Source organism: Spiroplasma endosymbiont of Colias croceus (genome assembly GCF_964020095.1).
Taxonomy (GTDB): domain Bacteria; phylum Bacillota_I; class Bacilli_A; order Mycoplasmatales; family VBWQ01; genus Spiroplasma_E.
In genome coordinates, this window is the sequence record NZ_OZ026536.1 from 1,985,035 (window position 1) to 2,010,331 (window position 25,297).

Here is a 25,297-nt window from a genome sequence, read left to right on the forward strand (position 1 = left end):
TTGTTTACATAAATGACATTGGACATATTCCGTAATTAAATTTAATTAATTGTCAATAAAATTGTTTTAAAACTATTTAGTGTTATTGAATATAGAAATAAATATTTTTTGAAAAAATAGTTTAAAAAATGAGTTTACATTTTAAACAAAAAATTGTTAATAATATTTTTATATTAACTCGATAAAAATTTAAATTTTAAAAAAATATTTTTAATATTTTTTTTATTTTAATGGTTTTATTTTATTAAAAATTTCACAAAGTAAGTTAAATCTTAAGTACATAAGTCTAAATTTAGATTTTCTACATTTATTTACTAAAATTTTGAATCTTTTCAATCAAGCAAAGACATGTTCAACTTTAATTCTAATTTTAGATACAATCTTATTGTATTTTCTTTCTTGTTTAGTTAATTTTTTATTTTTAGTTCTTTTAATTGGTATTATTGTATTTTTATAAATATTTTGTATACCTTGATATCCTAAATCACCAATAATTATTGTTTTTTCTGAAAATTCAAGATTTGAATTTTTTAATATTTGAAAATCATGCACTTTACCATTATCAGCAAAAATATCAACAATTTTTTTATTAAAAAAATCATATACAATTTGAAATTTTATAGAATACATTCAACTTTTACCAGAAAAATATTCTAACTGTAGTTTTTTTTAGTTGGTCTTTCAATTTCAATCTCAGTTGAATCAATTAAATAAAATTGAAATTCATTTGAATTTTCTTGTTTTTTATCAATTTTTAATTTATATCTTTCTTTTAAAAATTGGTAATCTTTGTGGTTACTAAGTTTATTTTTTACTCAAGTAATATTTCGAAAACAACTTGATGGGCTCATTTTAGATTTAATACTCATTTGAAAAAAAGTATAATATTCTTTTCAGTATAATAAAGTCATCATTAATCTTTCTTCTACTGAAAGTTTATTTTTTCGACCTTTATTTTTTTCTAATTTTTCTATTTCAATTAATTTTTCTAACATTTCATTAAAATGAAAACGTTTTATACCAAAATATCTATAAAATTCTTCATTTTTTAATTTTTTTAAATTTTCAAAAATCATTTTTATCAACACTTTTCTAAATTTATTGTTAATAACAAAATTATAAAATAAATTTTAAAATTATTAATTGACTTTTAAAAAATTTAATTACGGAATATGTCTATTCTTTTTTATGTTTTCTAATATTTTTATATTGATATATTAAATAAGGACTTGTAATAATAATTGGTATTGTTATCAATGCATATTTAATTAATTTTCCATAATTACCTAATTTAGTTACTAAATTTAATCCAATATGACCAAACATAGGAAATAACGTTAATATTAAATGGTCAGGTCAAGTAAAATTATATTGATTAGTATAATTACCTATTCCCATTGATATTGGTATTTTAGGTATTAATCAAGGTGTTATTGTAAAAAATAATGTTATAAACATACCAAGACTATGACTAGTTATTTTTAAAATATTTGATATTAAAATTTTAATTTTATCAATATGAGTACTATTTTTATTAAATCAAATCTTATTTAATCTTTTATATTCTTTATTATCTTTACTTAATGGATTAATAGTATTTCATATACCAATTGGTTTAATTGGTTTATCTAATTCAATAATAATTACCACCTACTTTCATGTTTTATAAAAATTAGAATTTTGTTTAATTTTTATATATTTTCTTGTATGTAAAGAATTTTTTAATAATTGTTTTCTTTCATATCTTCATTGTGTACTTCCAATTTCATTTTTAGATAAAGTTTTATATTCTTTTAATTTAAAAAAACCTTTTTCTAATCTATTAATAAAATGCATAGTTTTTTGTACATTAATATTATTAGGATAAATTACATTTGTATCTTGAGACCCGTAATACTTACCTTTTTTAGCTAATTCACTTTTAACATATTTTCTTAATTGACTTGGTAATCATTTTCTATTTCAAAATTTTCAAAATATTGTTCCAGCACCAGAACCATTTTTACCTTTAGCTTGTGTCATTAATATTCATATTTCTTGTGGAAATGTTGGATAAGTATATGGACCATATCATATTTGTCTTTTATCATTATCACTTTGAAATAATGTTGTTAAAGTTCCAATTTTTAAATTTTTATTATCAACAATAAATCTTCCTTTTTTAAATCATGAACTTGATAATACTTCTCATGCATTTTCTGGTATTTCTTCTTCATTTTCTTTAAATAAATTATTAAATTTATTTACATAATTTTTAACAGTTCTAATTTCTGTTGGTATAATAGAATTTTTAAAACTATTTATTGGATTTTTAAATTTATTAATTTCATTTTTTAATATAGATAATTCACTTGGTTTTAATATACTTGTTAATTTTTTAAGTATATTTGGATTAAAAACACTATATGGTTGATGTATTTCTTTTTCACTAATATTTTCACTATCAAATACTGCTTTTAATGATTGATTTTTATAATAAGTTTTTAAAGCATTTATTAATGCTAATTTAATATCATTACTTGCTAATGCATAATATATTCATTCAATAATTAAAGGTAACATTATAAACTCATATGACTATAATCTCATCTTAAATTTGATTCACTAATTTCACTAATAGCACCATATTGACTTATACTATCATTAATAAGATTTGCAGTTTCATTATTAAATGGTGTTTCTTGCATTTCTTCAATATGATTTATAGTTTCCATAGGTAATAAATTATGAATTATTTCACTTGCACCAGCAATTATGGTAGGTATTGCATAAGCATTATTAAAATCATTATTAATACCCATAGCTACACCACTACTAATCAAACATCCACCAGTACCCATATTCGCTATTTTACGTATAGTTTCAAATCTATTAGGAATTAATTCTGTAATTCCATTAATAAGATTTGAAATACCATAAGCATTTAAACTAATATACGTATCTCAATCCATTAAATGATTATCAGTAGTAGAATTACTAAACAATAAATCATCTGGAAATGGATTAGGATTTGGATTAATTGAATTAGTAGTAAATTTAGCATAATTTGATAAACCAATTGTTCCTAAACCTAATAATATTTTTTTAGAACTATTAATTAATTTAGTTTTAGTGTTTGGTCTTTGATTTAAATTTCAAATATCTAAACCTAATTTTTTACCAAATAATAAACTATTAATTGAACCTAATACTGGATTTGCAATTACTTGACCATAATAAGCACTTGTACCAATCATTGCTAATAATGGACTAATTGAAGAACGAATTATCTTTAATAAAGTATAATTATTTGATTGTATATTGTCAGAAATTGGCATTTTCATTAACTCCTTCTACATTAGTTTGTTTTTCTATTTTAATTATTACTTTACCTTCACAATGTATATTATCTCCAACACATATTGCATAACTATCATGTACATCACTTACTATAAAATAATCATTTCTTAATTTAGGATATTCATCTAATAAAATTGCTCTAATATCATTACTTGTAGTTAAATCTGCTGGCTTTGGTGAATAAATAGTAATATGTGCTTTTTCATTAAAATATTTATAAATATATTCCATAATTATTTTTTAGAGAATTTTAATTCAATTTCTTCAATATAATCTTTATCATTACCAGTCATAGTAGCACTTGTTGATGTAATATTACTAAATGTTGCTTTACTTTTTTCATAACCAACATTACCAGCATTTATGATTGCATTTTCTAATTCATCATTAGTTGGTGTATCACCAGCCATAGTTATTTTTCCTAAATTTTTAAAATAAATTAAATCATTTAAACTAATTCTAAAATCATCAAAATCAGCAATTTTAAATGTTACTGGTGATTTTTCTCTTTCTGCTGGAGTTAATTTAATTCAATTAGTTCAACAACGTTTTTGAGCTTCTTTAATTTCATCAGCTGTTGGCATTTTTTCCATAATAATAAATGATAATCAACCACGAATTGCTGTTGTTATACCATAAAGTGCTTTACCTAATGTTTTTTGATTTAATAGACTTCTTGCAAAACTATGATATTAATCACATTTTTTAAGTTTAAAAATTTATTTTAATAACACTTTTAATATTTTTTAAAAATTATTGTTCAAAATATGTTTTATTTTTTGTCATTAAAATACAACAAAAATTATTATTTCAAATAAAAAAATAAAATATTAAATTATCAAATATATTTAAATTAATAATTGTAAATTATAAATTGAAGCTATTAAATTAAATCTTAATGCAAATTTTTTTCTTCTATTTCGATATTTTTCACTAATAATTTTAAATTTTTTAAGAATCGCAAAAACATGTTCAATAACAACTCTCATTTTTGAAATAGCCTTATTATTTTTCTTTTCTTCTTTAGTTAAAGGGTTTTTCTTTGATTTTCGTTTAGGTAATAAGACATTTTTATGTATGTTTTGTATACCTTGATATCCTAAATCTACTAAAATAGTTGTTTCTGATAAAAATTTCGTTTTTGAATTTTTTAAAATTTTAAAATCATGATTTTTACCATAAGAAAAATAAGAACTTATAATTTTTTTACTATCTTTTTCAATTATGACTTGAGTTTTTATTGTATGTTTTTTCTTTTTTCCTGAATAATATTGTTTTTGACTTTTTTTGGGCGTTGAATAGTACTTTCAGTCACATCAATGATAACTGTTTTATCTTTAAAATTATTATTTAACAGTGATTTTTGCCCATCAAGTTGTTGAAAATCAGGATGTTTTATTAAAGTATTTTCTATTCACTTGATATTCCTATAGCAACTACTTTCACTAATTCCATAACTTTTAGCAATATGAAAATAAGTTCGATACTCTCTTCAATATTCTAAAGTCATTAATAAACGATTTTCTAATGATAATTTATTAGGTGTACCACCATTTTTAAACTTTTTTACTTCTTCTGTCTTTAAAATTTTTAGAATTTTATTAAAAATAATATCATTTATACCAGTTAATCTTAATAATTCTGGATTGTTAATAGTTTTTAATTTATCAAACATCATAGATTACCTATCTTTTTTATTTTTAATTTTATTTTAAAAATTAAATTTTTAATAGATAGGTTTTGCAAGAAGTCTAATGTATTATTATCAATTAAATTAACAATTTTTTGAAAACTATTAGGTTGTGCAAATGCATTTCTATGTACAAAAACTCCTAATACTTTTTTTAAATCAAATGTTTTTTCTAAATGTAAACCAGTTTTAGTATCTTTAACCATATCTTTATTTAAAAACATATGTTTATATAAAAACATACCAAATACTGATTGTTTATATAATTGACCACTTGCTACAGTATCTGCTGCAATTTGACCATAATTTAATCTTAAATATGCTTTTGTTAATTGTAACATTGGAGTAAATCCTAATGCACCAATAAAATCACTTACATTTGTACCAATTTCAGTTTCAGTTATATTTCCTAATAATTCATTCATTTTATCACCAATTTGATAAAATGCTGATTTTGCTGTATCTTCTGTCATTTCTAACATATTAATAGGAATTACTTGTGATTTAGCAATACAATAATCTTTAATACCTTGTAAAAAAATACATTCTTGTATAAATAAATAATTTCTTAATGCACTTTCTGCTCATATTGATAACATATTTGCTTTTAATGCAATTGGACTTGACATAAATCTATTCATATCAAAATCTTCAGTTCTTCAATCAATAACTAATATTTGGTCTAAAATAACACTAGTTGTTCTTAATGTTGTTCATTGTTTATTTGTTCCAACTTCAACATCATATTTTGAACCTCAACGTAAACGTTCAGCAATACGATAATATGCTTCTACTGCTCCAGGTATTTCACTTATTTGTTCTGCAACTGCACTTGCTTTTAAAAACATCATACTTTCATCATTATAAAGTATACCTTTTACTTGTGCTTCCATAGCAGTTAACATTGCTTTATTTCCATTATTACCACCAGTAATTAAACCAGTTGGAACTTGTGGAATAGCCATAATATCTCTCCTTTTGAGAAATATTTAATTATTTACTAAATAAAAATTCTAAAAATTTAATCATTTCTTGTTTAGTTTTTGCACCAACAACTTCTGTATTTTTTAATAATTCTTCATTTTTAGATGTAATATTATTATCTAATTCAAAAAGTGTTTTTAGATTAAAAAACTCTTGTTTAGATTCTTCATTTTTAATAATTTCTTGTTTTTTAATTTCTTTATTATGTAAATTATTATTAAATATTTCTGCATAATCTTCTTTTATTTTATTTAAAGCAGAATGTTTATCAAGTTCTTTATATTCAGTATTAATTAATGATTTAACTATTTTTAATTGTTTATCATTAAAACCATTAAATAATTCTTTTTCTTGATATTCATTAACTTTATTTTCATATTCTTTTAATTTTGTTTCATATTCACTTAATTTAGGTTCAATATTTTTTTTACTTTCAGCATATACTACATTTCTATGTTGTTTTAGTAAATTTTTAACATCATCTAAACTATAATTCTCTTTTTCATCAAAAGTAAAATCACTCATACTTTTAATCTCCCTTTTATTAAATTTTAATAATTCACTTGGTTAATAGGTCACTTTTATATATGTTAATTTAACATATTCACTTTAATATATTATATCATTTTTTCCCTTTAAAATAAAGAAAAAAACCTATATTTATTATAGGTTTCTAATCATTATTTTCTATTTTTCTAGGTTCACAAATATTAATAATTATATTACTTTTTGAGTTATTATCTTCTTCATTAATATCAAATTCATTTGGATGAGATTTTAATCAATGTGTATAAATTAACTCTGGTTTTACTAATGCTTTTTCTAACATATGAGTTGAAATAATACTACGTGCTTTATCATAACTTTTTAAAAAATTACGTTGTCATGGATTACTTCTGCGTCGGCAATCAAATATAAATTTTCTATCAATTCCAAGTGCATTATTTAATCCTTGTGGTGTTAATGTTTTATTTTTAGTTCTTAAATAATTACTAATCGTAACATCATAATTTCCTAATTCTTTTCTTTTTGCTGGCATATTAATCACCTTATTTAAAACTTATATATTAATTATATCATTTCTAAAATTATTAAATTACAACAATTTAATTTTAATAGTCATATAATCAATTCATAAATTTAAGAAAGGATTTATATCATGCCTTGAATTAATGATAAATATGATTATGATACTTTTGATATTCAACATGCAAATCAAAAATTAGAAGATTATAATAAAGATTTATTAGATTATGATTATTATTGATATAAAAATAAATATGATAAAACTAAATTTAAATTAATACAAAGAAGAATGAAATTATTAATTAATCCTTTTGGAAAATCTTATCTTCCATTAAGAATATATAAAAATTTAGAAACTAATGAAAATATAATTCCAGTTAAACAAGCAATAGGAATTCCTAAATATAAAAATTGTACTAATAATTTAACATTATTTATAATTAAACAAATACATAAAGGTAAAAGACAATCTGATATTAAAGATATGTTACCATATTGTGGAATTTCAAAACAAACTTATAGTAATATAATAAAAAATACAAAAATTGAAATACAATTACCAATAAAAAAATATGAAGTTAAAGATTATTTGCATATTGATATGGATGATTGTTTTGAATATTTAGCAAATGAACAAGGAATAATAGAAAAATATTGTATTAGAATTTTCAGTCTTTATACTCATAAAATTAATATTTATAAAAATAGGAATCAATTACAAAATAAAATATGAGCATATATGATTTTTAAACCAAGTGATAATATAACTCAAGATAAAGTATATGAATTTGTATATGAAACTATTATTAATAATTATGATATTAAACTTAATTATTTAACTAATGTATTTTGACAAAATAATAATTTAATTATTGGTGGAGATGGTGCATTATGAATTAGAGCAATGGCAAAATGATTTGGTGGAAAATATATATTAGATTGTTTTCATGGTATTAGATATTTATGAAAAGCATTTATTAATGTAAAAGGTAAGAAAAAATCTGATACAAATTGACCTAATTATTTTGATACATCATTTAATTTTAAAAATGGTAATTATAATGAATTAATTAATATTTTAAAACCTAATGTTGATAAACAAACATTTAATTACTTTGCTAATAATGAACAAGGAATTATTAATCAAGGTAAAGATTGAAATATTGGTTGTCATGCTGAAAGTACTGTTTCACATTTAGTTAAATCTTTAAAAGGTTATGGTGCAAAATCATATAATTATAAAACATTTGTAAATATGTTAAATACAAGAATTGCTCATATAAATAATCAAAATATAGTTATTTGTTAATGTTATAAAATTAAATAATTCTAAACCTAAATAGTTAGGAATTTTTAGTTTTTATTAATAAAATAAAACACTAAAATACTTTATTTTTTAAAAATAGTATGGTATAATAATACCAACAATTAAAGATATTTTTCTCTCAAAAAAATATACTTTATACGCATTTTTTAAACGGCCAAAATATCTATAAAATTCTTCATTTTTTAATTTTTTTAAATTTTCAAAAATCATTTTTATCAACACTTTTCTAAATTTATTGTTAATAACAAAATTATAAAATAAATTTTAAAATTATTAATTGACTTTTAAAAAATTTAATTACGGAATATGTCTTTTGTATTTTTTCATTAAAATATTCATAAATTCTTCTTTTATAAGTTACTAATCCATGTATAGTTTTTCTCGTTCGATATTGATAATCAACAATTTTATATTTCTTTTTATCCCTTGTATTTTTTATTCTTCAATCTATTTTTTCTCATTTATTTGTTATATGTTTTAAAATTAATTTATCAATTTTTGCATTTTGTTCTCTAAAATTTCATTTATAATTAAAATTCAAATTTACTTCTCCTAACTATTTTAAAAAAATCAAAATTTATTGTAAATATATTTAAAAAATTAATTTACTTAATTATTATATAAATATATAAGTGTAATTTTAAATAAAATAAAAATTATTTAAAAAACCACTTTCATATTTAAAATATAATAAACAAGTTGAATATCATTAATAGAATAGGTATCACAAAATAAACGCCTTGCATTTAGGCGTTTATTTTGCATTTAAAAGCATACTTGTAAAAATAATGAAAAATAGTACAATTTTAAAGTAAAATTAAGACATAAGGAGTAATTAAAATGGAAATAGGAAAAATAGAAATTTTAAGAAATAAAATTCAAGAAATTCATGAAATGATTAATTATATAAATAATATAATAATTAAAGAGAAAGAAAAAAATAAACCCAATGAACATGATTTAAAAATTTATTCAAGGGAAATTGTTAGTTTTGAAAAAGAACTAGAAATTTCTAAAAGAAAATTATCAAATGAACTAAGTAAAATTACAGAATTAACAGAAGTAACACCATTGTTATGATTAAATGATGTCAGTATTATTAATTCATATAAATCTATTAATAATCAAGAAAAAAGTAGTAAAGTCTTTATTAAAAATAATAATTGTGTAATATCTTAAATTTCATTTCAAAATAGGAGTAAATTATCATGAATAAAGAAAAGTTATCAGGTGTTGTAAATAATTTGAAATCTTTTAAAAAGATTTTACAAAATGAATGTTATTTGTCAAAGTAAAAATTGTAATAACAAATGAAGTAATATTGTATTATTGGAATTAAAATCAACAACGTTTAGTCTTTTTCTTTGTAAAAATCATGCAATTAATTTAGAACATGAATTATTACCAAAATGATTAAAAACTTGTGAAGAGTTAAGAAAAAATAATAAAATAAAAAAGGAGTAATTTAATATGAAAAAATGAATAAAAACAAATTTAAATAAAATAACATTAGTATTAGCACTAACCGGTGCAACAACTGGAACAATAGGATTAATCATGGGGGGGTGCTTACCCATAATATGGAAAATTACTATTTAAAACCAAATGGCGAAAAAGTATTTGGTACTACTACTATTTGAGAAAATAAATGTGATAGTTGTAAACCTACAATATCATTATATTTTGATATTAAACCAAGAGAAAAAAATGATATAAAATGAGATGGTAAATATCCTGATGGATATTTTAATAAATAAAATAAATTTAAGGACTTTAAACTATGATTAATGAGAAAATTGTGATTAAAAAATTACAAGAAAAAATTATAAATATTAATAACTTTTTTGATTATTTGAAAATACAACTCGAAAAAGAAGAAAGTAAAGAAAATCCTAATGAAAAATTTATTTTGAATACAAAACAAATGATGGTGCGTTCTGATATTGAAATTAACATTTATAAAAATTTAATTAAAAAAATAAAAAAAGGAGAATTTATGAAAAATATTTGATTAAATTAGATATATTAAATTTCTAAATTAATGTAAGAAATATTTTCATTATATTTATCAAATAAATTAATATTTTTTAAGTTTATTTCTTGTTTATCAGTTAATAAAGTTAAATCATAATTTCCAGCACCAAATATACCACTAATTTCAATCCGATTTAAGTTATTAATCGGATTTTCAATTTGCAATTCAAATTCGCTAATAGTATCAATTTGTCCGATTTCTTTATAAAATTCTAATTTTGAAAATAATTGAGATTTATTTGAACCATATAAATTTAAAGCATTATCAATTTTAATTTTATCAATAATTGTTTTTGTAAGGTATTTCCCATATTCACCATTTCCTAATGTTCAATCAGCAGGAATTAATGAAGGTATATTAGACTTCTTGCAAAACCTATCTATTAAAAATTTAATTTTTAAAATAAAATTAAAAATAAAAAAGATAGGTAATCTATGATGTTTGATAAATTAAAAACTATTAACAATCCAGAATTATTAAGATTAACTGGTATAAATGATATTATTTTTAATAAAATTCTAAAAATTTTAAAGACAGAAGAAGTAAAAAAGTTTAAAAATGGTGGTACACCTAATAAATTATCATTAGAAAATCGTTTATTAATGACTTTAGAATATTGAAGAGAGTATCGAACTTATTTTCATATTGCTAAAAGTTATGGAATTAGTGAAAGTAGTTGCTATAGGAATATCAAGTGAATAGAAAATACTTTAATAAAACATCCTGATTTTCAACAACTTGATGGGCAAAAATCACTGTTAAATAATAATTTTAAAGATAAAACAGTTATCATTGATGTGACTGAAAGTACTATTCAACGCCCAAAAAAAGTCAAAAACAATATTATTCAGGAAAAAAGAAAAAACATACAATAAAAACTCAAGTCATAATTGAAAAAGATAGTAAAAAAATTATAAGTTCTTATTTTTCTTATGGTAAAAATCATGATTTTAAAATTTTAAAAAATTCAAAAACGAAATTTTTATCAGAAACAACTATTTTAGTAGATTTAGGATATCAAGGTATACAAAACATACATAAAAATGTCTTATTACCTAAACGAAAATCAAAGAAAAACCCTTTAACTAAAGAAGAAAAGAAAAATAATAAGGCTATTTCAAAAATGAGAGTTGTTATTGAACATGTTTTTGCGATTCTTAAAAAATTTAAAATTATTAGTGAAAAATATCGAAATAGAAGAAAAAAATTTGCATTAAGATTTAATTTAATAGCTTCAATTTATAATTTACAATTATTAATTTAAATATATTTGATAATTTAATATTTTATTTTTTTATTTGAAATAATAATTTTTGTTGTATTTTAATGACAAAAAATAAAACATATTTTAAACAATAATTTTTAAAAAATATTAAAAGTGTTATTAAAATAAATTTTTAAACTTAAAAAATGTGATTAATATCATAGTTTTGCAAGAAGTCTATTATTACTTTCAAGTTCATTAGTTATAGATAATCAATTAAATTGATTATCATCTAGTTTGAATAATTCATTTTGACTAATATCATTATTTTTTAATTTAATATTATTTATATCTGCAAAATCAAAATATTTAGATTTTAAGACCACTTTTATATCTTTAAATTCTCAAATATCATCATTATTTCTATGAATAGGATTTGATTTTAATTCAAAGTAATAAGCTAATAAAATCTTGTTATCATCATTTAATCCTTTATTAATTGACATACTTGAATAAATATTATTTGATAACATAATAATTATTTGTTTAAGTATTTTTACTTGTTCCAAATTAATATAATTTGGATAATCTAATTTTCATTGCTTAAATAAGTTGGTAATAACTTCTTCTGGTTTTTGTCCTTCAAATTTTTGTCTTAATTCTCCAATTGGTTGTAATTTATCACTTTTTGGATTAAATCCGTCAAAATTACGATTATAATTATATGTATAAGTTAGCATATCTAATAATACTTTTTGTAAACTATCAATTGGTGGTCTATCTTTTATTTCTAATTCAACATCATGAAATTTATTAGTTGTAGAAATAAATAAATTATAGTTACCTACTAAAAATCATGATTCTATTTTTTTATCTTTTAATTCTATTTCATCGGATAATGGTCATACTTTTAAATTTTTAGTAACATCATAACCAATTTTAGCATTAGTTACTCTTGCATTATTAATAATTTCTTTTCTTGTTTCACTTCCACCACCAATAGCAATTAAATCTAAAACTGATTTTTCTTGTCCTATAAATTGTTTTGCTAAATTTCAAGGTAAAATTTGTTCACTAAATCATTGTTGTAATATTCTAACTTTTGGTTGAGTTTCAATAGGCATTGATAACAGCGGAAATGCTATCTTATCCTTGACAAATAACTTTGGGTATAATTCCATATTGTCAACTTCACCAAGTACCTTTATATTGCCAAAAATCATGCTTCTAGGGGCTTTAATTTTTAAACCAATAACTTTGGTATCTTTATCTAATGGTTTTTGTAATTTAATAATGATTGGATAACCATCTCTTGTTTTAAAATCTTTAATTTTAATAATAGTTATATTTTTAGTACTTCTTGTTTTTGGATTTTGATAAGGTTGTGAATAATTATTAATGATATATAAATCATCAATATTATTTTCAGTTAATGGTTCATTTATACTAACTGCATATAATTTAAATTGATTTAATAAATTTATTTCTTGAAAAATTAAATTTTTAATATCAGTCATACTATATTCAATAGTATTATCATTAATATTAGTACTTGCTCTTTGATTTAATTGCATAGTAAAGTCTGATGTTTCAATAGCAGTAGTTTTTAATACTTTATCAATATCAATAAAACCTATTTTAATAGTATTTGCTGAAAATTTTAAACTATTATTTTCATTATTTTTAAATAAACGTTCAATTTCATAAATATAAATTGTTCTTTTTTTAAATTCATCATATGCTCTATTAATATCTGGGTCACTAGTAGCGCTCATCATATTAGTAAAATCATAAGGAATATTATCAATTAAATAATCATTTTCTACTTCTGCTTGATTAAGTTTAGTTTGCTTCTGTTTTTGTGGAAACTTCGTTTGTGGTTTGTTGTTTTGATTGTCCATTGTTATCTCCTATTAATTGGTTATTTTCGGGATTAAATAATTTTAATTTAACTGTTAAATTATTAATTTCTTGTTCATCATTAATATTAAATGTTTTACTATTTAATAAATCTTTATCCATACGTACTAATATTTGAATAAATTTAAGAATGTCAATATTAAATTGTCATAATTTTTGTTCAATATAATTAATAGTTGAAATATTAACTGCTGTACTTTCAGGAACTGATTGTTGTGCAGATTTCTTTTGACTTGGTATATGAATACCACAACGTTTAAATATTTCATTAACATTTCAATCGTATATATCAGTTAAGTTTTTACCTTTAAAGTTGCTATTTGTCATATTGATATTTTCGTTTTGTTCATTATTATCTCCAACACTTTTAAATATGTAATTTTTAGTAACTAATGTTCTTACTGCTTCTTCTAATGTTGATTGAACATTACCATAAGTTTGACTAAATATAAATTTAGGTGAATTTAAAATGGTATCTAAAACAATTTGTTCATAAATAACATCTAATGCTTTAATTTTATCCATTACTTTATTACAATCTGCTAATTCATTTGCTTTATTTCGCATAATTGCTATTGGAATATAATTAATATTTAATATTTGCTCTTGTTCTAAATTGGAATTATTAATGAATGATTTAAAAACTAATGGAAATTGTTTTTTATTATCACTAATACTATAAATTGCACGATTAATAGTTACTTGTTCATTATTTAATAGACTTCTTGCAAAACCTATCTATTAAAAATTTAATTTTTAAAATAAAATTAAAAATAAAAAAGATAGGTAATCTATGATGTTTGATAAATTAAAAACTATTAACAATCCAGAATTATTAAGATTAACTGGTATAAATGATATTATTTTTAATAAAATTCTAGAAATTTTAAAGACAGAAGAAGTAAAAAAGTTTAAAAATGGTGGTACACCTAATAAATTATCATTAGAAAATCGTTTATTAATGACTTTAGAATATTGAAGAGAGTATCGAACTTATTTTCATATTGCTAAAAGTTATGGAATTAGTGAAAGTAGTTGCTATAGGAATATCAAGTGAATAGAAAATACTTTAATAAAACATCCTGATTTTCAACAACTTGATGGGCAAAAATCACTGTTAAATAATAATTTTAAAGATAAAACAGTTATCATTGATGTGACTGAAAGTACTATTCAACGCCCAAAAAAAGTCAAAAACAATATTATTCAGGAAAAAAGAAAAAACATACAATAAAAACTCAAGTCATAATTGAAAAAGATAGTAAAAAAATTATAAGTTCTTATTTTTCTTATGGTAAAAATCATGATTTTAAAATTTTAAAAAATTCAAAAACGAAATTTTTATCAGAAACAACTATTTTAGTAGATTTAGGATATCAAGGTATACAAAATATTTATAAAAATACAATAATACCAATTAAAAGAACTAAAAATAAAAAATTAACTAAACAAGAAAGAAAATACAATAAGATTGTATCTAAAATTAGAATTAAAGTTGAACATGTCTTTGCTTGATTGAAAAGATTCAAAATTTTAGTAAATAAATGTAGAAAATCTAAATTTAGACTTATGTACTTAAGATTTAACTTACTTTGTGAAATTTTTAATAAAATAAAACCATTAAAATAAAAAAAATATTAAAAATATTTTTTTAAAATTTAAATTTTTATCAAGTTAATATAAAAATATTATTAACAATTTTTTGTTTAAAATGTAAACTCATTTTTTAAACTATTTTTTCAAAAAATATTTATTTCTATATTCAATAACACTAAATAGTTTTAAAACAATTTTATTGACAATTAATTAAATTTAATTACGGAATATGTCCTTTGAACAATAATTTTTAAAAAATATTAAAAGTGTTATTAAAATAAATTTTTAAACTTAAAAAATGTGATTAATATCATAGTTTTGCAAGAAGTCTAATGTATAAATTTCAAATAATCTTACCATTTGTGCATTTTGCTCATAACTATCATAAAAAATAGTGCATTGAATTAATTTACCAGTAATATCATAAACTCTTTGTTGTATATCAACGACTTGAAAATATAAATCATCATTAGCAATAAAAATTAAATAACCACTAATTCCTAATTTACTTAATTTAAAAATAGAATTTCAATTTTTTCTATAAAATTCTTGTTGAATTAAATATTGTTTAATAGTTTCATTATTTATTTCTAATGGAGCATTATATAAATTAGCATTATTTTCTGCTACAAAATCAGTAAAATAAGTTGCATGATTAAAATCATTAAAACCAAAATAATTTAAAATTGAAGCATGAGTACTTTTATTTTTATTAGTTAAAAATTTTACTTTTTCATTTTGATTATCACTAATATTTGATTTATCTTTTCTTTTAAATAAACTTAACATAATATTCACCACCTTTCTTTAAAATATTTGATTAATTTTTAATATAATTTTTACAATAATAAATATAATTAAACCAGCAGTTGCAAATGATAGAATTACTCCAATTAAACCTAAAATAATTTTTATAATTTTAAAAAACATAATCTTATTCCTGTAATTCTTCTAATTTTCATACATTACCTTTTAAATTACCTTTTACAGTATAAATAGTAATCAATTTTGCATGTTGAACTGATAAAATTACTATATTAGCACTATCATTAAAGGTTTGTATTTGTACACCAGCAATTTTTTTATTAGTTATAATAAATTCTTGAATAGTATAAACTGGATTATATATACTTCAAGAATAATAAACTCTATAATGTTTATTCTCTTCAAAATCATAAGTAATTTGTCAATAATCTCATTTATTTTTTTCTCTTGTTCCTACTTCTTTTCAATTATTTATAGTTGGAGTTGGTTGTGGTTGTTTTTCTAATATTTCATTAATTGCTTGTAATATTTTTTTATTTTGAGTTTTTAATATTTTATATTCATTATTTTCTAATAAATCCCTACAAAGTAATGAATTTTCTTCATCATTTAATAAAATTTCATTTGTTTCAGTATTATATTTAAAATAATCATTTGAAAATTTTTTGTCTTTTATTTTTTCTTTTAATTCATTAACAACCCCAGCAATAGTTTTATTAGTAGTTTCTAAATTAGGAATTTCTTGACCAATAGCATTCATAGAAAAAGCAATTGGAAATAATGCTTTTGTATCTTCTAATTTTTTATCTATTTCTTCTTTTTTTATAATAATCAGTTAAATCAGTAGAACCACCAATAGCACTAATTTTATTATTTTCATCAATCTTAATATTTTCACCAGCAATTAATTTATCTTGTTTTTTATCTAATAAATTATTAGTTTCTAGTTTTGTATAATAATCACGTTCAGTATTTTCTTCTGCTATAAATTCAGTTGGTGTATCTATTCCTTGATATTGATATATTTTAGAAATAAATCCTGAATAATATGTTCCGGGTGTAGCACTAGCGCGAATTTTATAATTAACGCAAGTTAAATATAATCTAATATTATTAGTTTCATCTGAATAAAAAGTATCTAATAGAGTATATGATTTTATTGCAGATTCTTCATCTAATTTAAATATAGATTTTCTAGTATATTTATATTTATAAATATTACTCTCATAAATATAACCTCATATTACTAATATTTCTTTATTTAAATTATCAGTTGAAAGTTCATTAGATATCTCTTTTCATAATGGACTAGTTTCAATATTAAATCAGTTATTTTTAATATCATCAATATTTTGTTTATTAATCTCAATTTTATTTTCTAATAATTTGATATTATTATCAACTTTAGTTTCTAATAATTTAATACTATTTTCATTTGTAGTAATTCTTTTTTGTTGTTTAGCAGAAAAATCACAAGTTGGTGCATGTGTATAATCCCCAATTTGTGGATTATTTTGTAATGCGTCAGGTGGTAATGTACCAATTTCATCAGGTCAATCTAAAATCATAGTTTCAGTTTCTTTATCATAATCTGTTGCTACATAACCCTTATTAATAAAATTTGTAACAGGAACCCTATATATTTCATTTTCATTATCATCAACTAAATCATCATATAATTTCATTTGTTTTGATAATGTAAATTCTTTTTGTTCTTTAATTAATTCATCAACTTGATTTCTAGTATAAAATGCTTTTAAGTCAATTTTTTCAACATCTATTTCATCATCATTATAACTTGAAAATATTTGTTTTAATTCTGTTAATCTTGCTCATATTTTCATTCTAGTAGGTGCTAAATCTCAAACATTAATTGTTGGAATACTACTTGCACTAAATTGATTACCATTATTAAATTGAATAGTTGCATCAACATTAAATTCAATTGGTGTACGATTAAATACTCAATGTTCAACCATTACATAAACCATATCTCTTAATGTTTCTTTAATTAATTCATCTTTAAAACTATCAAAAGGAAATTTAGATAAAATAAAATCAAGATAGGCATTAATATCATTTTGCGCACGTATTCCAAATGTTTTAAATCAATCATTAACATTTGGTCATGTTTTTATATATTGCTGTGGTGTTTCTGTAATTTTTCCAGTTAATGGATATCAGTTATTATAATTTTCAAGACTGACACCAGTTCAAAGTTTATTAATCATATTTTATCATTCCTTAAAAAATGCTTTTTTATAATGTTTAGTTTTTGTTTTAGTTTTTCTATGTGTGATATGTTCAATTTCTTTTTGTATTTTATTTTTTCCTTTTTTTAAGTTTTTACTTTTTGTTACAACTTGACTATATGCAAATTTTTCTAAATGATGTAATAATCAAGTACCAAATAAAGTATTTACTGAAAACTTTAAACCAACATTTTTAAATGATTTATTAATATTTTCAATAGGATTATTAATAACATTTACTACTTTATGATAAGTTCTTATTATTCTAAATATTTCTCTATATACTTTAAAACTATCTCTAATTACTTGTTGTACAACTGGTGGAGCAAATGCTATTGCTTTTAATTATTTATTACGATTAACACCATAACCAATGTATCAACCACTATATCAACGATATCAATGAAATGGATGTATTTGAGTAACAAAAGTTTTTGCTTTAAGAATACTATCAACAACTGTAATTGGCTTATATTTAGGATTACGATGATAAATAGTAATTGCACATTTATCTAATGACAAAGGTTGAATTTTACAACCCATAAATACTGGTGAATTTAATGGAATTAATTGTGCGTGTTTAATTGCTCTTTTTTCTGCACTAGTAAATAAATCAGTTGCTTTTTCTTTTAATTTATTAATTTTTTCAAATGCTTGTTTTTCTAGTTTTTCAAATTTTTCTTGTAATTTATATATACTTTCTCGTATTTTTTCAAAATATGAAGTATCTTTTCAAAATTTATTTAAACCTTTTTTTAAATAAAATCTAATATCAAAATATTTAAAAATTTGATTTGCTTTTAAAACAAGTTGATGAATAATACTATTTTTAAAATTAAATTTAATAGCATTAGCACGAATTTTTTGTAAATCCAAAATTAAAGTTTTTCCATATCTATTTTCTGTGTGTATTGTATGAACTAAATTTAATCAATCATGTTGGTTCATAGATAATACTTTTTTTAAATCAGTATTATATTTTTTAAAAAGTTATTTGCTTTTTCAATATCTTTGATTTTAAATTTAGGAGTTAATTGTGGACTTAATTTTATTAATGTATTTTGTAATAATAAATAATCTTTTAATTCTTGTGCTTCTAATTTTTGAAAATTATTTTTATATTGTCTTTCAGCAACATAACCTAAATTTTGGATTATTGTTTCACGATTTGGAGCAAAACTGTAATTAAATAAATAACGATTTTTACCAACAATTTTATCTGTTAAAATTTCTTTTCCACTTACTTGACTAATAATTTCTTGTAAATTTTTTGCTTCTTTAACACCTATTTGTTCTAATGTTTTAGTTTTTTGTGCTAAATTAATAAATTTAGTAGTACGATAACCACGACTAATTTTATTAATTCCAGCAAATGCTGGTAATATATTAAAAAAAGTATTTAATGGTGTTACATTTCCTTTTAAATAATCATAAACTTGATTAATAGTAAAATCAGTTAAAAATTCTACACCAACAGCACTAATACTAGCAACTAAATCACTTGCACCTAATCCAAGTGCAAAACTTTCACTTAATCCACCAGTAAAAGGAGCAAGTGCTACTGCTATTACTTGTACACCAATCATTTCTAAAATTTCTCATCAAAAACTTTTATTTTCTTGTTGTTTACTTATTCTAGTATGTTTTGGTTTATTTATGTTTAAAAGTATTGCTGTATTAGTTGTACCGATTGGCATGATATTAATGTCCTTTATTTAAGAGTTATTTTAATTGGATTTGTTGTTCCTTTATAATTTAAGTCATTAACATTTGCAATAATAGTTATATATAAATCACCTGCTTTTTGTTTTTGATTACTTACATTAGTTTTGCCTTGTGCATCACTAAAATATTTAATAGTTGGATTTGTTAAATTAGGATTTAATGATTTAAGTTCATTAGTACTTTTTATTTGTGTATTTAATTCACTATTATTGTTATTAACATTTGCAGTAATATCAGTTGTTAAAATTGTAATTTTAGTTTTTAAATCAGTTTTATCACTATTAATAATTCCACATAACATTCAGCGTGAAGTTGTTTCTTCATCTGTTATATAGGGTATTGCTTCACCAGTTACTTCTCCCCCAACTAAATATCTTCTTCCAACTTTACCATCATTAATATCTTGAACATATACAACTGTATTTTGTAACATATATCTTTTCATTGCTCTTGGTGTTGCTAAAACAAAAGACATAATTTTAGTTTCATTATTATCAGTAAAAGTCATATAATCATCCATTACAATTTGACATAGTACACCTTTGATATATAAATTTGTTCCATTTAATCTTAATTGTTGTGCTATTTGGTTATCAGTAATTAAACCTTTATTATCTGCTAAATAAACTAAACTATCATATAAATTATTAGTAATAAAAAATTGACAATTATTACTATTTCTTAATTGAAATAAAGTATTTCAAGCAGATAGCATTGATTTTAAATATCCTACTGGTGTTTTATCAGTAATATCTAATTTAGTTGCATATTTTGTAATTACATTTGTATCATTATTTGCTAAATAATCTGCTAAATCATTAGCAACTTCATATTGCATTGTGTTTAACAAATTTTGTCCATTTTCTGCATTTAAATCAACATTAGCAATTATTTCACCTGCAACTGCTTCTTGTTTAATTTCTTTTAAAATTTTAATAGTTTCAGCGTAACTAACATCTAATCCTTTGCTTTTATCATTTCATTTTAGTACTTTAATTTCTGAATTTTTTGGTTTTTTAACTATAAATTCAATTTTTGTAGAATTAACCATTTCAATAGGAAAAAAACTTGCTCATGGTGAATTTGATTGTTTATAAAATTCTATAAACTCAGGTGCCTCTACTAATTTTTCGGTATTATCTAAATTTTGATTGAATGGTACTGACATTTTTTTTATTTCCTTTCTGTTATAAATTATTTTTCTTTTTATAATCCAATAATGTACTTTTTATTGAATTTGGTTGATTTGTTATTATTGTTTGTGGTTTGCCACCTGTATTAATTATTTCTTTAAATACTGGTTGTTCTTTAATCATTTTTTTAATAGTTTCTTCAATTTTTGAATTTTCTAAATTATTAGTTTTAAATTTTAAATAATCATAAAATTCAGTTTTAACTTGATATTTTTTAAATATATTAATAATTTCTTTTTCTTTAATTTCTAAATTAAGTTTATTTAACTTATTTTCTGCTTCATTAACTTTATTTTCTATTTCTTGTGAAGAAGCATTGTTTTCAGTTAAAGGTTCAGTTGTTTGTTGAACATTATTTTCATTTTCTAACATTTACATCACCACTTTATTATTTATTTTCTTTATTAATCTTTTCATTTAACTTTGCTAATTTTTTTTGATGTTTGATAATTTTGTTATTTGCTCTAACATGTTTTGGAGTTGTGATAAATCTTTTTAATAAAAAAATAATTTCTCTGCAAATTAATGTTCCAACACTTGTTCCAATAATTATTAATTCATGTAAAAATTCTTTCATTTGAATATTTTCCTTTCAATTATTTATTTTTAATTTTTAATTATTCATCAAATTGACCACCATTAATTCTTTCAATCATTGATTGTGAATTACTTATAATTTCTACTAATACAGATATTTCTTTATTTAATTGTTCCAATCTTTCTTTATATGTCTGAATTTCATTATTATAATATTCAAGTATTTTTTCTTTATTCATAAATTATTCACCTCCTTTATAAACTCATGTGATTATAATCTCAATTTAATGAAGCATTATCGTGATTTAATGGTACTTCACTCATATTATCACTACCATATTGACTAGTTGTTTCACTATTAATTGTGAATCTATTATCATTAATTAATCTTGAAGTTTCATTATTAAATGCTGTTTCTTGCATTTCTCTACTATGATTTGTTTCTATTGGAAGTAAATTATGAATAATTTCACTTGCACCAGCAACTATGGTAGGTATTGCATAAGCATTATTAAAATCATTATTAATACCCATAGCAACACCACTACTAATCAAACATCCACCAGTTGCCATATTACAAATCTTTTTTATATTTTCAAATCTATTAGGTATTAACTCAGTTAATCCACTAATAAAATTTGAAATACCATAAGCATTTAAACTAATATATGTATCTCAATCCATTAATGACTGATGTTCTTGTTTATCTAATAGTAATCACGGAGGACCCTCAGTTGTAGTTGTAGTTGTTATTGGAGTTGGTGGTGTTGGAATAATTGGAGTAATATTATTTTCACTTCATTTACTATAATTTGCTAAACCAATTGTTCCTAAACCTAATAATATTTTTTTACTACTATTAATTAATTTAGTTTTAGTATTTGGTCTTTGATTTAAATTTCATATATCTAAACCTAATTTTTTACCAAATAATAAACTATTAATTGAACCCAATATTGAATTATCTATTACTTGACCATAATAAGCACTTGTACCAATCATTGCACAAATAGGACTTATACCAGTTCTAATTAATTTGGTTAAAGTATATTTTGATTGTGTATTTTCGTTTGGCATTTTATTCTCCTTTATTTGTTTTTATCAGTTCTCTTATAACATCTAATAAGGAATCTACTACATAAGAATTTAATTCAAATTCATAATTTCTAATTTTAATTTTTTCCTTTTGCATTTGTTTAATCTCCTTTAATTTCTAATTTTTTAACTGTTACTTTAATTCAACCTTGATAAACATCATTATCACCAACTATTAATGCAACATTACTTTCGGGGTCAGAAACAATTATGTGTTTTGATTTAACATTTGGGTATTGTCTTAAAATAATTGCTCTAATATCATTACTTGTATGAATTGCTTTTGGAAATGGTGATAATACTTCAATTTCATCTTTATTTTCAAACAAAGTAGGTAATATTATCATTAATTATTCTCCTTATTTTTAATTTGATTAGCAATTTCACTTAATATTTTCAATACTTTATATTCATTTTTTAATTCTTTAATAATAAATATTAAAATTATTATTAGTGTTATACTGGTTATTAATATTGGTGCTATTAATAAAATTTTTCATAATATCATTTTTTACTCTTTTCATTTTTTAAATCATTTAACATTGATTGAACAAAATGCACGATTTTTAGGAATGTTTAAAGTGTTAAAGATTTGACCAGTTACAATAATTTCATCGTTTTTGTTTAATAAAATACAGCGTCTATAAAGTTTTGGGTTATTAAAAATTAAAGTAACATAATTTAATCCATTTCATTGACCACGAACACTATAATATAATTCCTTATTACCTTTTTCGTAATATTTTGCTTCAATAGTGTTACTAAGTTTTACTGTTAATTTCACATAATTTGCTTTATCTTTCATTTTTATAATTTCCTTAAATAATTATCAAAAATCAATATTTTCTTATGATTTTTTAAATAATATTGAATATGCTTATAAGCATCTTGTTCATGTTTTGTTAATTTTATATTTCCTTTATAATTTGTTATTTTATTTTTATTTTTTGGGTGGTTTTCTAGATAATCTCAGTTGAAAACATCTTGTACTAATACCATTAATGAACCAATAATTTTAGGAGTTGCTAATGGATTAGTTAATAATTGTTTTGAACTTAAAAAGAAATTTTCTACAATAACTAATATTTTTTTATCAATAAATTTTTCTTTAATTAATTGAAATTTTTCTTTATACATATTTTTAGTCCATAAAACAGTTAATGTATTGAATGTTTCATTAAAAACAATATTATTAGTTTCATTTGAATATATAACAATTCCATTACTACCTATTCCTGCTGGGTCAATACCAATAATTAAGTCATATTGCATTATTAATCAAATTCTTTGGATTGTATTTTATTAATTAAGAATTGAATAGTATCAATTGAACCTTTTAATTGATTTCGATAAAATGTTTCTTTTTCTTTTTTGTATTGTTCTATATAATGACCTAAAAATATATTTAATGAACAAATTAAATTTTTCTTATATTCATTAATAACTTCTTTTTTAAAATCTTTTCTTAATTTTTCTATATTATTTAAATGTTCTTTTGTTATTTCTTGATTACGTTTTTTATTATATTCATTAATAATTTCTTGGTCTTTATAAGAAAATGGTTTTTGTTTATTCATATTTATACCTCCTACTTAACCTAACATTTAAAATACAGTCATAACAAATTGCTTTACTATTTTTATCTCTTAAAAAATATTTTCTTGTTTTAATATCATTAGTATTAAAGAATAAATAATCTAATTTATTTTGTTTACATGTTCAACAAAAATACTTTTTCATTATGAGTTGAAATTTCCTTATACAAAGTAACTATATAATTAATTGGTAAATCATCATGTTTATATTGATTATTTATTTTAAAACCTTTTCTGTTTTCTTCTCACGTAATGTTATATTTAAAACAAGGATTAGTAATTTTAGTTTTGTTATCTGTTATTTCACCCATAAATCAACTATTATGCTGTTCATAAAATGTTAATGGTTCAAGTTTTATATCATTAAGATAATATTCTTTTGGAGCAGTTGGTTTATTAACAGTTATTTTTTGGTCTTTAATATATGGTTCTAATAATTTTATTAATTCATTACCACTTAATTCTCTTTTAATATTGTCTAAATTAAAAACTCAATATGTGTAACTGTTATCAACAATAAAAGAATTATTTTTAATCATTCATTTTGGAAGCGATAATTTATATTCAACATAATCAATAAGAATAGATTGTGGTTTATCTTTAATAATTTGTTCTTTTTTAAATTCTATTTTCATAATAATCCTTTCCTAATATGTTCTTTATGCTAGAAGCAACAGAACATATATTTTGATTTTTAGATTATTAATACTACTACTATTCGTTTTATTCATTCCATGAAAACTGGGCTCAAAAATAAATTGTGAAATTTTAAAAAACATTGAGGCATTCGATTCAATATTTATTTAATTTGTGTTAAACAAATTAATATTTTAATTGAACCGGCCTCGCTCAATTTTTTTACAAGTTTGAAATTTATTTTCTCGCCCAAAAAAATTTTCAAAAAAAAATAAAAAATAAAATCAACACTTGCTCACTGGGGAGTGGCAAGGTTGATTAAATAAAAAATAGAATTAATACAATAGGTCCCTACAACAGGTCTATATATACTACTTT

40 protein-coding genes and 1 pseudogene are annotated in these 25,297 nt (G+C 20.9%); 9 read left to right on the top strand and 32 right to left on the bottom strand.

Annotated features, from left to right (window positions below):
- Window positions 1-222 precede the first annotated feature (222 nt).
- The 11 genes from AACL24_RS12380 to AACL24_RS12430 form a co-directional block, all read right to left on the bottom strand.
- Window positions 223-630: a transposase family protein gene (locus AACL24_RS12380; RefSeq protein ID WP_339045908.1), complete on the bottom strand. Its 408-nt coding sequence runs from the start codon at window positions 628-630 to the stop codon at window positions 223-225.
- A gap of 23 nt (window positions 631-653) precedes the next feature.
- Window positions 654-1,076, bottom strand: coding sequence for a transposase family protein (locus tag AACL24_RS12385; RefSeq protein ID WP_339046952.1), 423 nt, complete (start codon window positions 1,074-1,076; stop codon window positions 654-656).
- Between the two features lie 100 nt (window positions 1,077-1,176).
- The gene (locus AACL24_RS12390) at window positions 1,177-1,650 is read right to left on the bottom strand and encodes a hypothetical protein (RefSeq protein ID WP_339047059.1); all 474 of its coding nucleotides are present in this window, start codon (window positions 1,648-1,650) and stop codon (window positions 1,177-1,179) included.
- Complete coding sequence (locus AACL24_RS12395) at window positions 1,651-2,562, bottom strand: hypothetical protein (protein ID WP_339047061.1); 912 nt, start codon at window positions 2,560-2,562, stop codon at window positions 1,651-1,653.
- A complete protein-coding gene (locus AACL24_RS12400; RefSeq protein WP_339047063.1) occupies window positions 2,562-3,317 on the bottom strand; it encodes a hypothetical protein in 756 nt (251 codons plus the stop codon). Before AACL24_RS12400 ends, AACL24_RS12395 begins: the two co-directional genes overlap by 1 nt.
- Entirely contained in the window at window positions 3,286-3,570 is a 285-nt protein-coding gene (locus AACL24_RS12405; RefSeq protein WP_339047066.1) for a hypothetical protein, read from the bottom strand. Before AACL24_RS12405 ends, AACL24_RS12400 begins: the two co-directional genes overlap by 32 nt.
- Before the next feature lie 2 nt (window positions 3,571-3,572).
- On the bottom strand, window positions 3,573-3,923 hold the full coding sequence (locus AACL24_RS12410; protein ID WP_339047068.1) for a hypothetical protein: 351 nt from the start codon (window positions 3,921-3,923) through the stop codon (window positions 3,573-3,575).
- A 264-nt stretch (window positions 3,924-4,187) separates the two neighbouring features.
- Window positions 4,188-5,017 (bottom strand): IS5 family transposase gene (locus tag AACL24_RS12415; RefSeq protein ID WP_339046819.1). Its coding sequence is split into 2 segments (ribosomal slippage): window positions 4,188-4,621 and window positions 4,621-5,017, totalling 831 coding nucleotides; the frame shifts between segments, so codons are not numbered across the junction.
- Window positions 4,999-5,994 carry a hypothetical protein gene (locus AACL24_RS12420; RefSeq protein WP_339047070.1) on the bottom strand — a complete coding sequence of 332 codons (996 nt, stop codon included), beginning with the start codon at window positions 5,992-5,994 and terminating at the stop codon, window positions 4,999-5,001. The genes AACL24_RS12415 and AACL24_RS12420 overlap by 19 nt, the downstream gene beginning before the upstream one ends.
- A gap of 28 nt (window positions 5,995-6,022) precedes the next feature.
- Window positions 6,023-6,538 carry a hypothetical protein gene (locus AACL24_RS12425; protein WP_339047072.1) on the bottom strand — a complete coding sequence of 172 codons (516 nt, stop codon included), beginning with the start codon at window positions 6,536-6,538 and terminating at the stop codon, window positions 6,023-6,025.
- Between the two features lie 148 nt (window positions 6,539-6,686).
- A complete protein-coding gene (locus AACL24_RS12430) occupies window positions 6,687-7,052 on the bottom strand; it encodes a hypothetical protein (RefSeq protein WP_339047074.1) in 366 nt (121 codons plus the stop codon).
- A 120-nt stretch (window positions 7,053-7,172) separates the two neighbouring features.
- On the opposite strand from AACL24_RS12430, the gene AACL24_RS12435 reads away from it, so the two are divergent.
- Window positions 7,173-8,348, top strand: a complete 1,176-nt coding sequence (locus AACL24_RS12435) for an Mbov_0401 family ICE element transposase-like protein (protein ID WP_339047076.1) — start codon at window positions 7,173-7,175, stop codon at window positions 8,346-8,348.
- Window positions 8,349-8,435: 87 nt separating this feature from the next.
- On the opposite strand, the gene AACL24_RS12440 is transcribed toward AACL24_RS12435, so the two are convergent.
- The gene (locus tag AACL24_RS12440; RefSeq protein ID WP_339047078.1) at window positions 8,436-8,576 is read right to left on the bottom strand and encodes a hypothetical protein; all 141 of its coding nucleotides are present in this window, start codon (window positions 8,574-8,576) and stop codon (window positions 8,436-8,438) included.
- 40 nt (window positions 8,577-8,616) lie between these two features.
- The gene (locus AACL24_RS12445; RefSeq protein WP_339047080.1) at window positions 8,617-8,907 is read right to left on the bottom strand and encodes a hypothetical protein; all 291 of its coding nucleotides are present in this window, start codon (window positions 8,905-8,907) and stop codon (window positions 8,617-8,619) included.
- A 299-nt stretch (window positions 8,908-9,206) separates the two neighbouring features.
- On the opposite strand from AACL24_RS12445, the gene AACL24_RS12450 reads away from it, so the two are divergent.
- The 5 genes from AACL24_RS12450 to AACL24_RS12470 all read left to right on the top strand — a co-directional run bounded on the left by AACL24_RS12450 (window position 9,207) and on the right by AACL24_RS12470 (window position 10,386).
- The gene (locus AACL24_RS12450) at window positions 9,207-9,545 is read left to right on the top strand and encodes a hypothetical protein (protein ID WP_281748842.1); all 339 of its coding nucleotides are present in this window, start codon (window positions 9,207-9,209) and stop codon (window positions 9,543-9,545) included.
- Window positions 9,546-9,638: 93 nt separating this feature from the next.
- Window positions 9,639-9,830, top strand: a complete 192-nt coding sequence (locus AACL24_RS12455; RefSeq protein WP_339047082.1) for a hypothetical protein — start codon at window positions 9,639-9,641, stop codon at window positions 9,828-9,830.
- A gap of 6 nt (window positions 9,831-9,836) precedes the next feature.
- Window positions 9,837-9,965, top strand: coding sequence for a hypothetical protein (locus tag AACL24_RS12460; protein WP_339047084.1), 129 nt, complete (start codon window positions 9,837-9,839; stop codon window positions 9,963-9,965).
- Window positions 9,947-10,123 carry a hypothetical protein gene (locus AACL24_RS12465; RefSeq protein ID WP_339047086.1) on the top strand — a complete coding sequence of 59 codons (177 nt, stop codon included), beginning with the start codon at window positions 9,947-9,949 and terminating at the stop codon, window positions 10,121-10,123. The genes AACL24_RS12460 and AACL24_RS12465 overlap by 19 nt, the downstream gene beginning before the upstream one ends.
- 23 nt (window positions 10,124-10,146) lie before the next feature.
- The gene (locus AACL24_RS12470; RefSeq protein WP_339047088.1) at window positions 10,147-10,386 is read left to right on the top strand and encodes a hypothetical protein; all 240 of its coding nucleotides are present in this window, start codon (window positions 10,147-10,149) and stop codon (window positions 10,384-10,386) included.
- A gap of 5 nt (window positions 10,387-10,391) precedes the next feature.
- Here AACL24_RS12470 and AACL24_RS12475 read toward each other — a convergent pair whose 3' ends face one another.
- Window positions 10,392-10,565, bottom strand: coding sequence for a hypothetical protein (locus tag AACL24_RS12475; protein ID WP_339047090.1), 174 nt, complete (start codon window positions 10,563-10,565; stop codon window positions 10,392-10,394).
- Between the two features lie 270 nt (window positions 10,566-10,835).
- Here AACL24_RS12475 and AACL24_RS12480 point away from each other — a divergent pair.
- A protein-coding gene (locus AACL24_RS12480) for an IS5 family transposase (RefSeq protein ID WP_339046819.1) occupies window positions 10,836-11,665 on the top strand; the annotation gives its coding sequence in 2 pieces (ribosomal slippage) (window positions 10,836-11,232 and window positions 11,232-11,665; 831 coding nt in all).
- A gap of 152 nt (window positions 11,666-11,817) precedes the next feature.
- Here AACL24_RS12480 and AACL24_RS12485 read toward each other — a convergent pair.
- Entirely contained in the window at window positions 11,818-13,506 is a 1,689-nt protein-coding gene (locus AACL24_RS12485; protein WP_339047092.1) for a hypothetical protein, read from the bottom strand.
- Window positions 13,448-14,092, bottom strand: coding sequence for a hypothetical protein (locus tag AACL24_RS12490; protein ID WP_339047094.1), 645 nt, complete (start codon window positions 14,090-14,092; stop codon window positions 13,448-13,450). The genes AACL24_RS12485 and AACL24_RS12490 overlap by 59 nt, the downstream gene beginning before the upstream one ends.
- Window positions 14,093-14,318: 226 nt before the next feature.
- Between AACL24_RS12490 and AACL24_RS15620 the strand changes: the two genes are divergently transcribed.
- Window positions 14,319-14,759 (top strand): transposase family protein, encoded by a 441-nt coding sequence (locus tag AACL24_RS15620; protein ID WP_339047357.1) that lies wholly within the window; start codon window positions 14,319-14,321, stop codon window positions 14,757-14,759.
- Window positions 14,756-15,022, top strand: a pseudogene (locus AACL24_RS15625) (transposase family protein); the annotation flags it as partial. The gene AACL24_RS15620 and the pseudogene AACL24_RS15625, both read left to right, overlap by 4 nt.
- A gap of 390 nt (window positions 15,023-15,412) precedes the next feature.
- Here the strand turns inward: AACL24_RS15625 and AACL24_RS12500 are convergent.
- The 16 genes from AACL24_RS12500 to AACL24_RS12575 form a co-directional block, all read right to left on the bottom strand.
- Window positions 15,413-15,910: a hypothetical protein gene (locus AACL24_RS12500; protein ID WP_339047096.1), complete on the bottom strand. Its 498-nt coding sequence runs from the start codon at window positions 15,908-15,910 to the stop codon at window positions 15,413-15,415.
- A gap of 145 nt (window positions 15,911-16,055) precedes the next feature.
- A complete protein-coding gene (locus AACL24_RS12505) occupies window positions 16,056-16,646 on the bottom strand; it encodes a hypothetical protein (protein ID WP_339047098.1) in 591 nt (196 codons plus the stop codon).
- Window positions 16,647-16,689: 43 nt separating this feature from the next.
- Window positions 16,690-18,117: a hypothetical protein gene (locus AACL24_RS12510; RefSeq protein WP_339047100.1), complete on the bottom strand. Its 1,428-nt coding sequence runs from the start codon at window positions 18,115-18,117 to the stop codon at window positions 16,690-16,692.
- A 366-nt stretch (window positions 18,118-18,483) separates the two neighbouring features.
- Window positions 18,484-19,086, bottom strand: a complete 603-nt coding sequence (locus tag AACL24_RS12515) for a hypothetical protein (protein ID WP_339047102.1) — start codon at window positions 19,084-19,086, stop codon at window positions 18,484-18,486.
- Between the two features lie 14 nt (window positions 19,087-19,100).
- A complete protein-coding gene (locus AACL24_RS12520; protein ID WP_339047104.1) occupies window positions 19,101-19,835 on the bottom strand; it encodes a hypothetical protein in 735 nt (244 codons plus the stop codon).
- Window positions 19,836-19,849: 14 nt separating this feature from the next.
- Window positions 19,850-21,031 carry a hypothetical protein gene (locus AACL24_RS12525; RefSeq protein ID WP_339047107.1) on the bottom strand — a complete coding sequence of 394 codons (1,182 nt, stop codon included), beginning with the start codon at window positions 21,029-21,031 and terminating at the stop codon, window positions 19,850-19,852.
- A 19-nt stretch (window positions 21,032-21,050) separates the two neighbouring features.
- Window positions 21,051-21,428 (bottom strand): hypothetical protein, encoded by a 378-nt coding sequence (locus tag AACL24_RS12530; RefSeq protein ID WP_339047109.1) that lies wholly within the window; start codon window positions 21,426-21,428, stop codon window positions 21,051-21,053.
- 16 nt (window positions 21,429-21,444) lie between these two features.
- A complete protein-coding gene (locus AACL24_RS12535; RefSeq protein WP_339047111.1) occupies window positions 21,445-21,633 on the bottom strand; it encodes a hypothetical protein in 189 nt (62 codons plus the stop codon).
- Window positions 21,634-21,673: 40 nt separating this feature from the next.
- Window positions 21,674-21,832, bottom strand: a complete 159-nt coding sequence (locus tag AACL24_RS12540; protein WP_339047113.1) for a hypothetical protein — start codon at window positions 21,830-21,832, stop codon at window positions 21,674-21,676.
- 16 nt (window positions 21,833-21,848) lie between these two features.
- Window positions 21,849-22,670 carry a hypothetical protein gene (locus AACL24_RS12545; protein ID WP_339047115.1) on the bottom strand — a complete coding sequence of 274 codons (822 nt, stop codon included), beginning with the start codon at window positions 22,668-22,670 and terminating at the stop codon, window positions 21,849-21,851.
- Window positions 22,671-22,789: 119 nt separating this feature from the next.
- The gene (locus tag AACL24_RS12550) at window positions 22,790-23,035 is read right to left on the bottom strand and encodes a hypothetical protein (protein ID WP_339047117.1); all 246 of its coding nucleotides are present in this window, start codon (window positions 23,033-23,035) and stop codon (window positions 22,790-22,792) included.
- Entirely contained in the window at window positions 23,035-23,196 is a 162-nt protein-coding gene (locus AACL24_RS12555; protein WP_174480256.1) for a hypothetical protein, read from the bottom strand. The genes AACL24_RS12550 and AACL24_RS12555 overlap by 1 nt, the downstream gene beginning before the upstream one ends.
- Window positions 23,197-23,199: 3 nt before the next feature.
- A complete protein-coding gene (locus AACL24_RS12560; RefSeq protein ID WP_338961240.1) occupies window positions 23,200-23,493 on the bottom strand; it encodes a hypothetical protein in 294 nt (97 codons plus the stop codon).
- 2 nt (window positions 23,494-23,495) lie between these two features.
- Window positions 23,496-23,960, bottom strand: coding sequence for a hypothetical protein (locus AACL24_RS12565; RefSeq protein ID WP_339047119.1), 465 nt, complete (start codon window positions 23,958-23,960; stop codon window positions 23,496-23,498).
- Window positions 23,961-23,962: 2 nt separating this feature from the next.
- Window positions 23,963-24,265, bottom strand: a complete 303-nt coding sequence (locus tag AACL24_RS12570) for a hypothetical protein (RefSeq protein ID WP_339047121.1) — start codon at window positions 24,263-24,265, stop codon at window positions 23,963-23,965.
- A 134-nt stretch (window positions 24,266-24,399) separates the two neighbouring features.
- Window positions 24,400-24,918, bottom strand: coding sequence for a hypothetical protein (locus tag AACL24_RS12575; protein ID WP_339047123.1), 519 nt, complete (start codon window positions 24,916-24,918; stop codon window positions 24,400-24,402).
- Window positions 24,919-25,297: the final 379 nt, after the last annotated feature.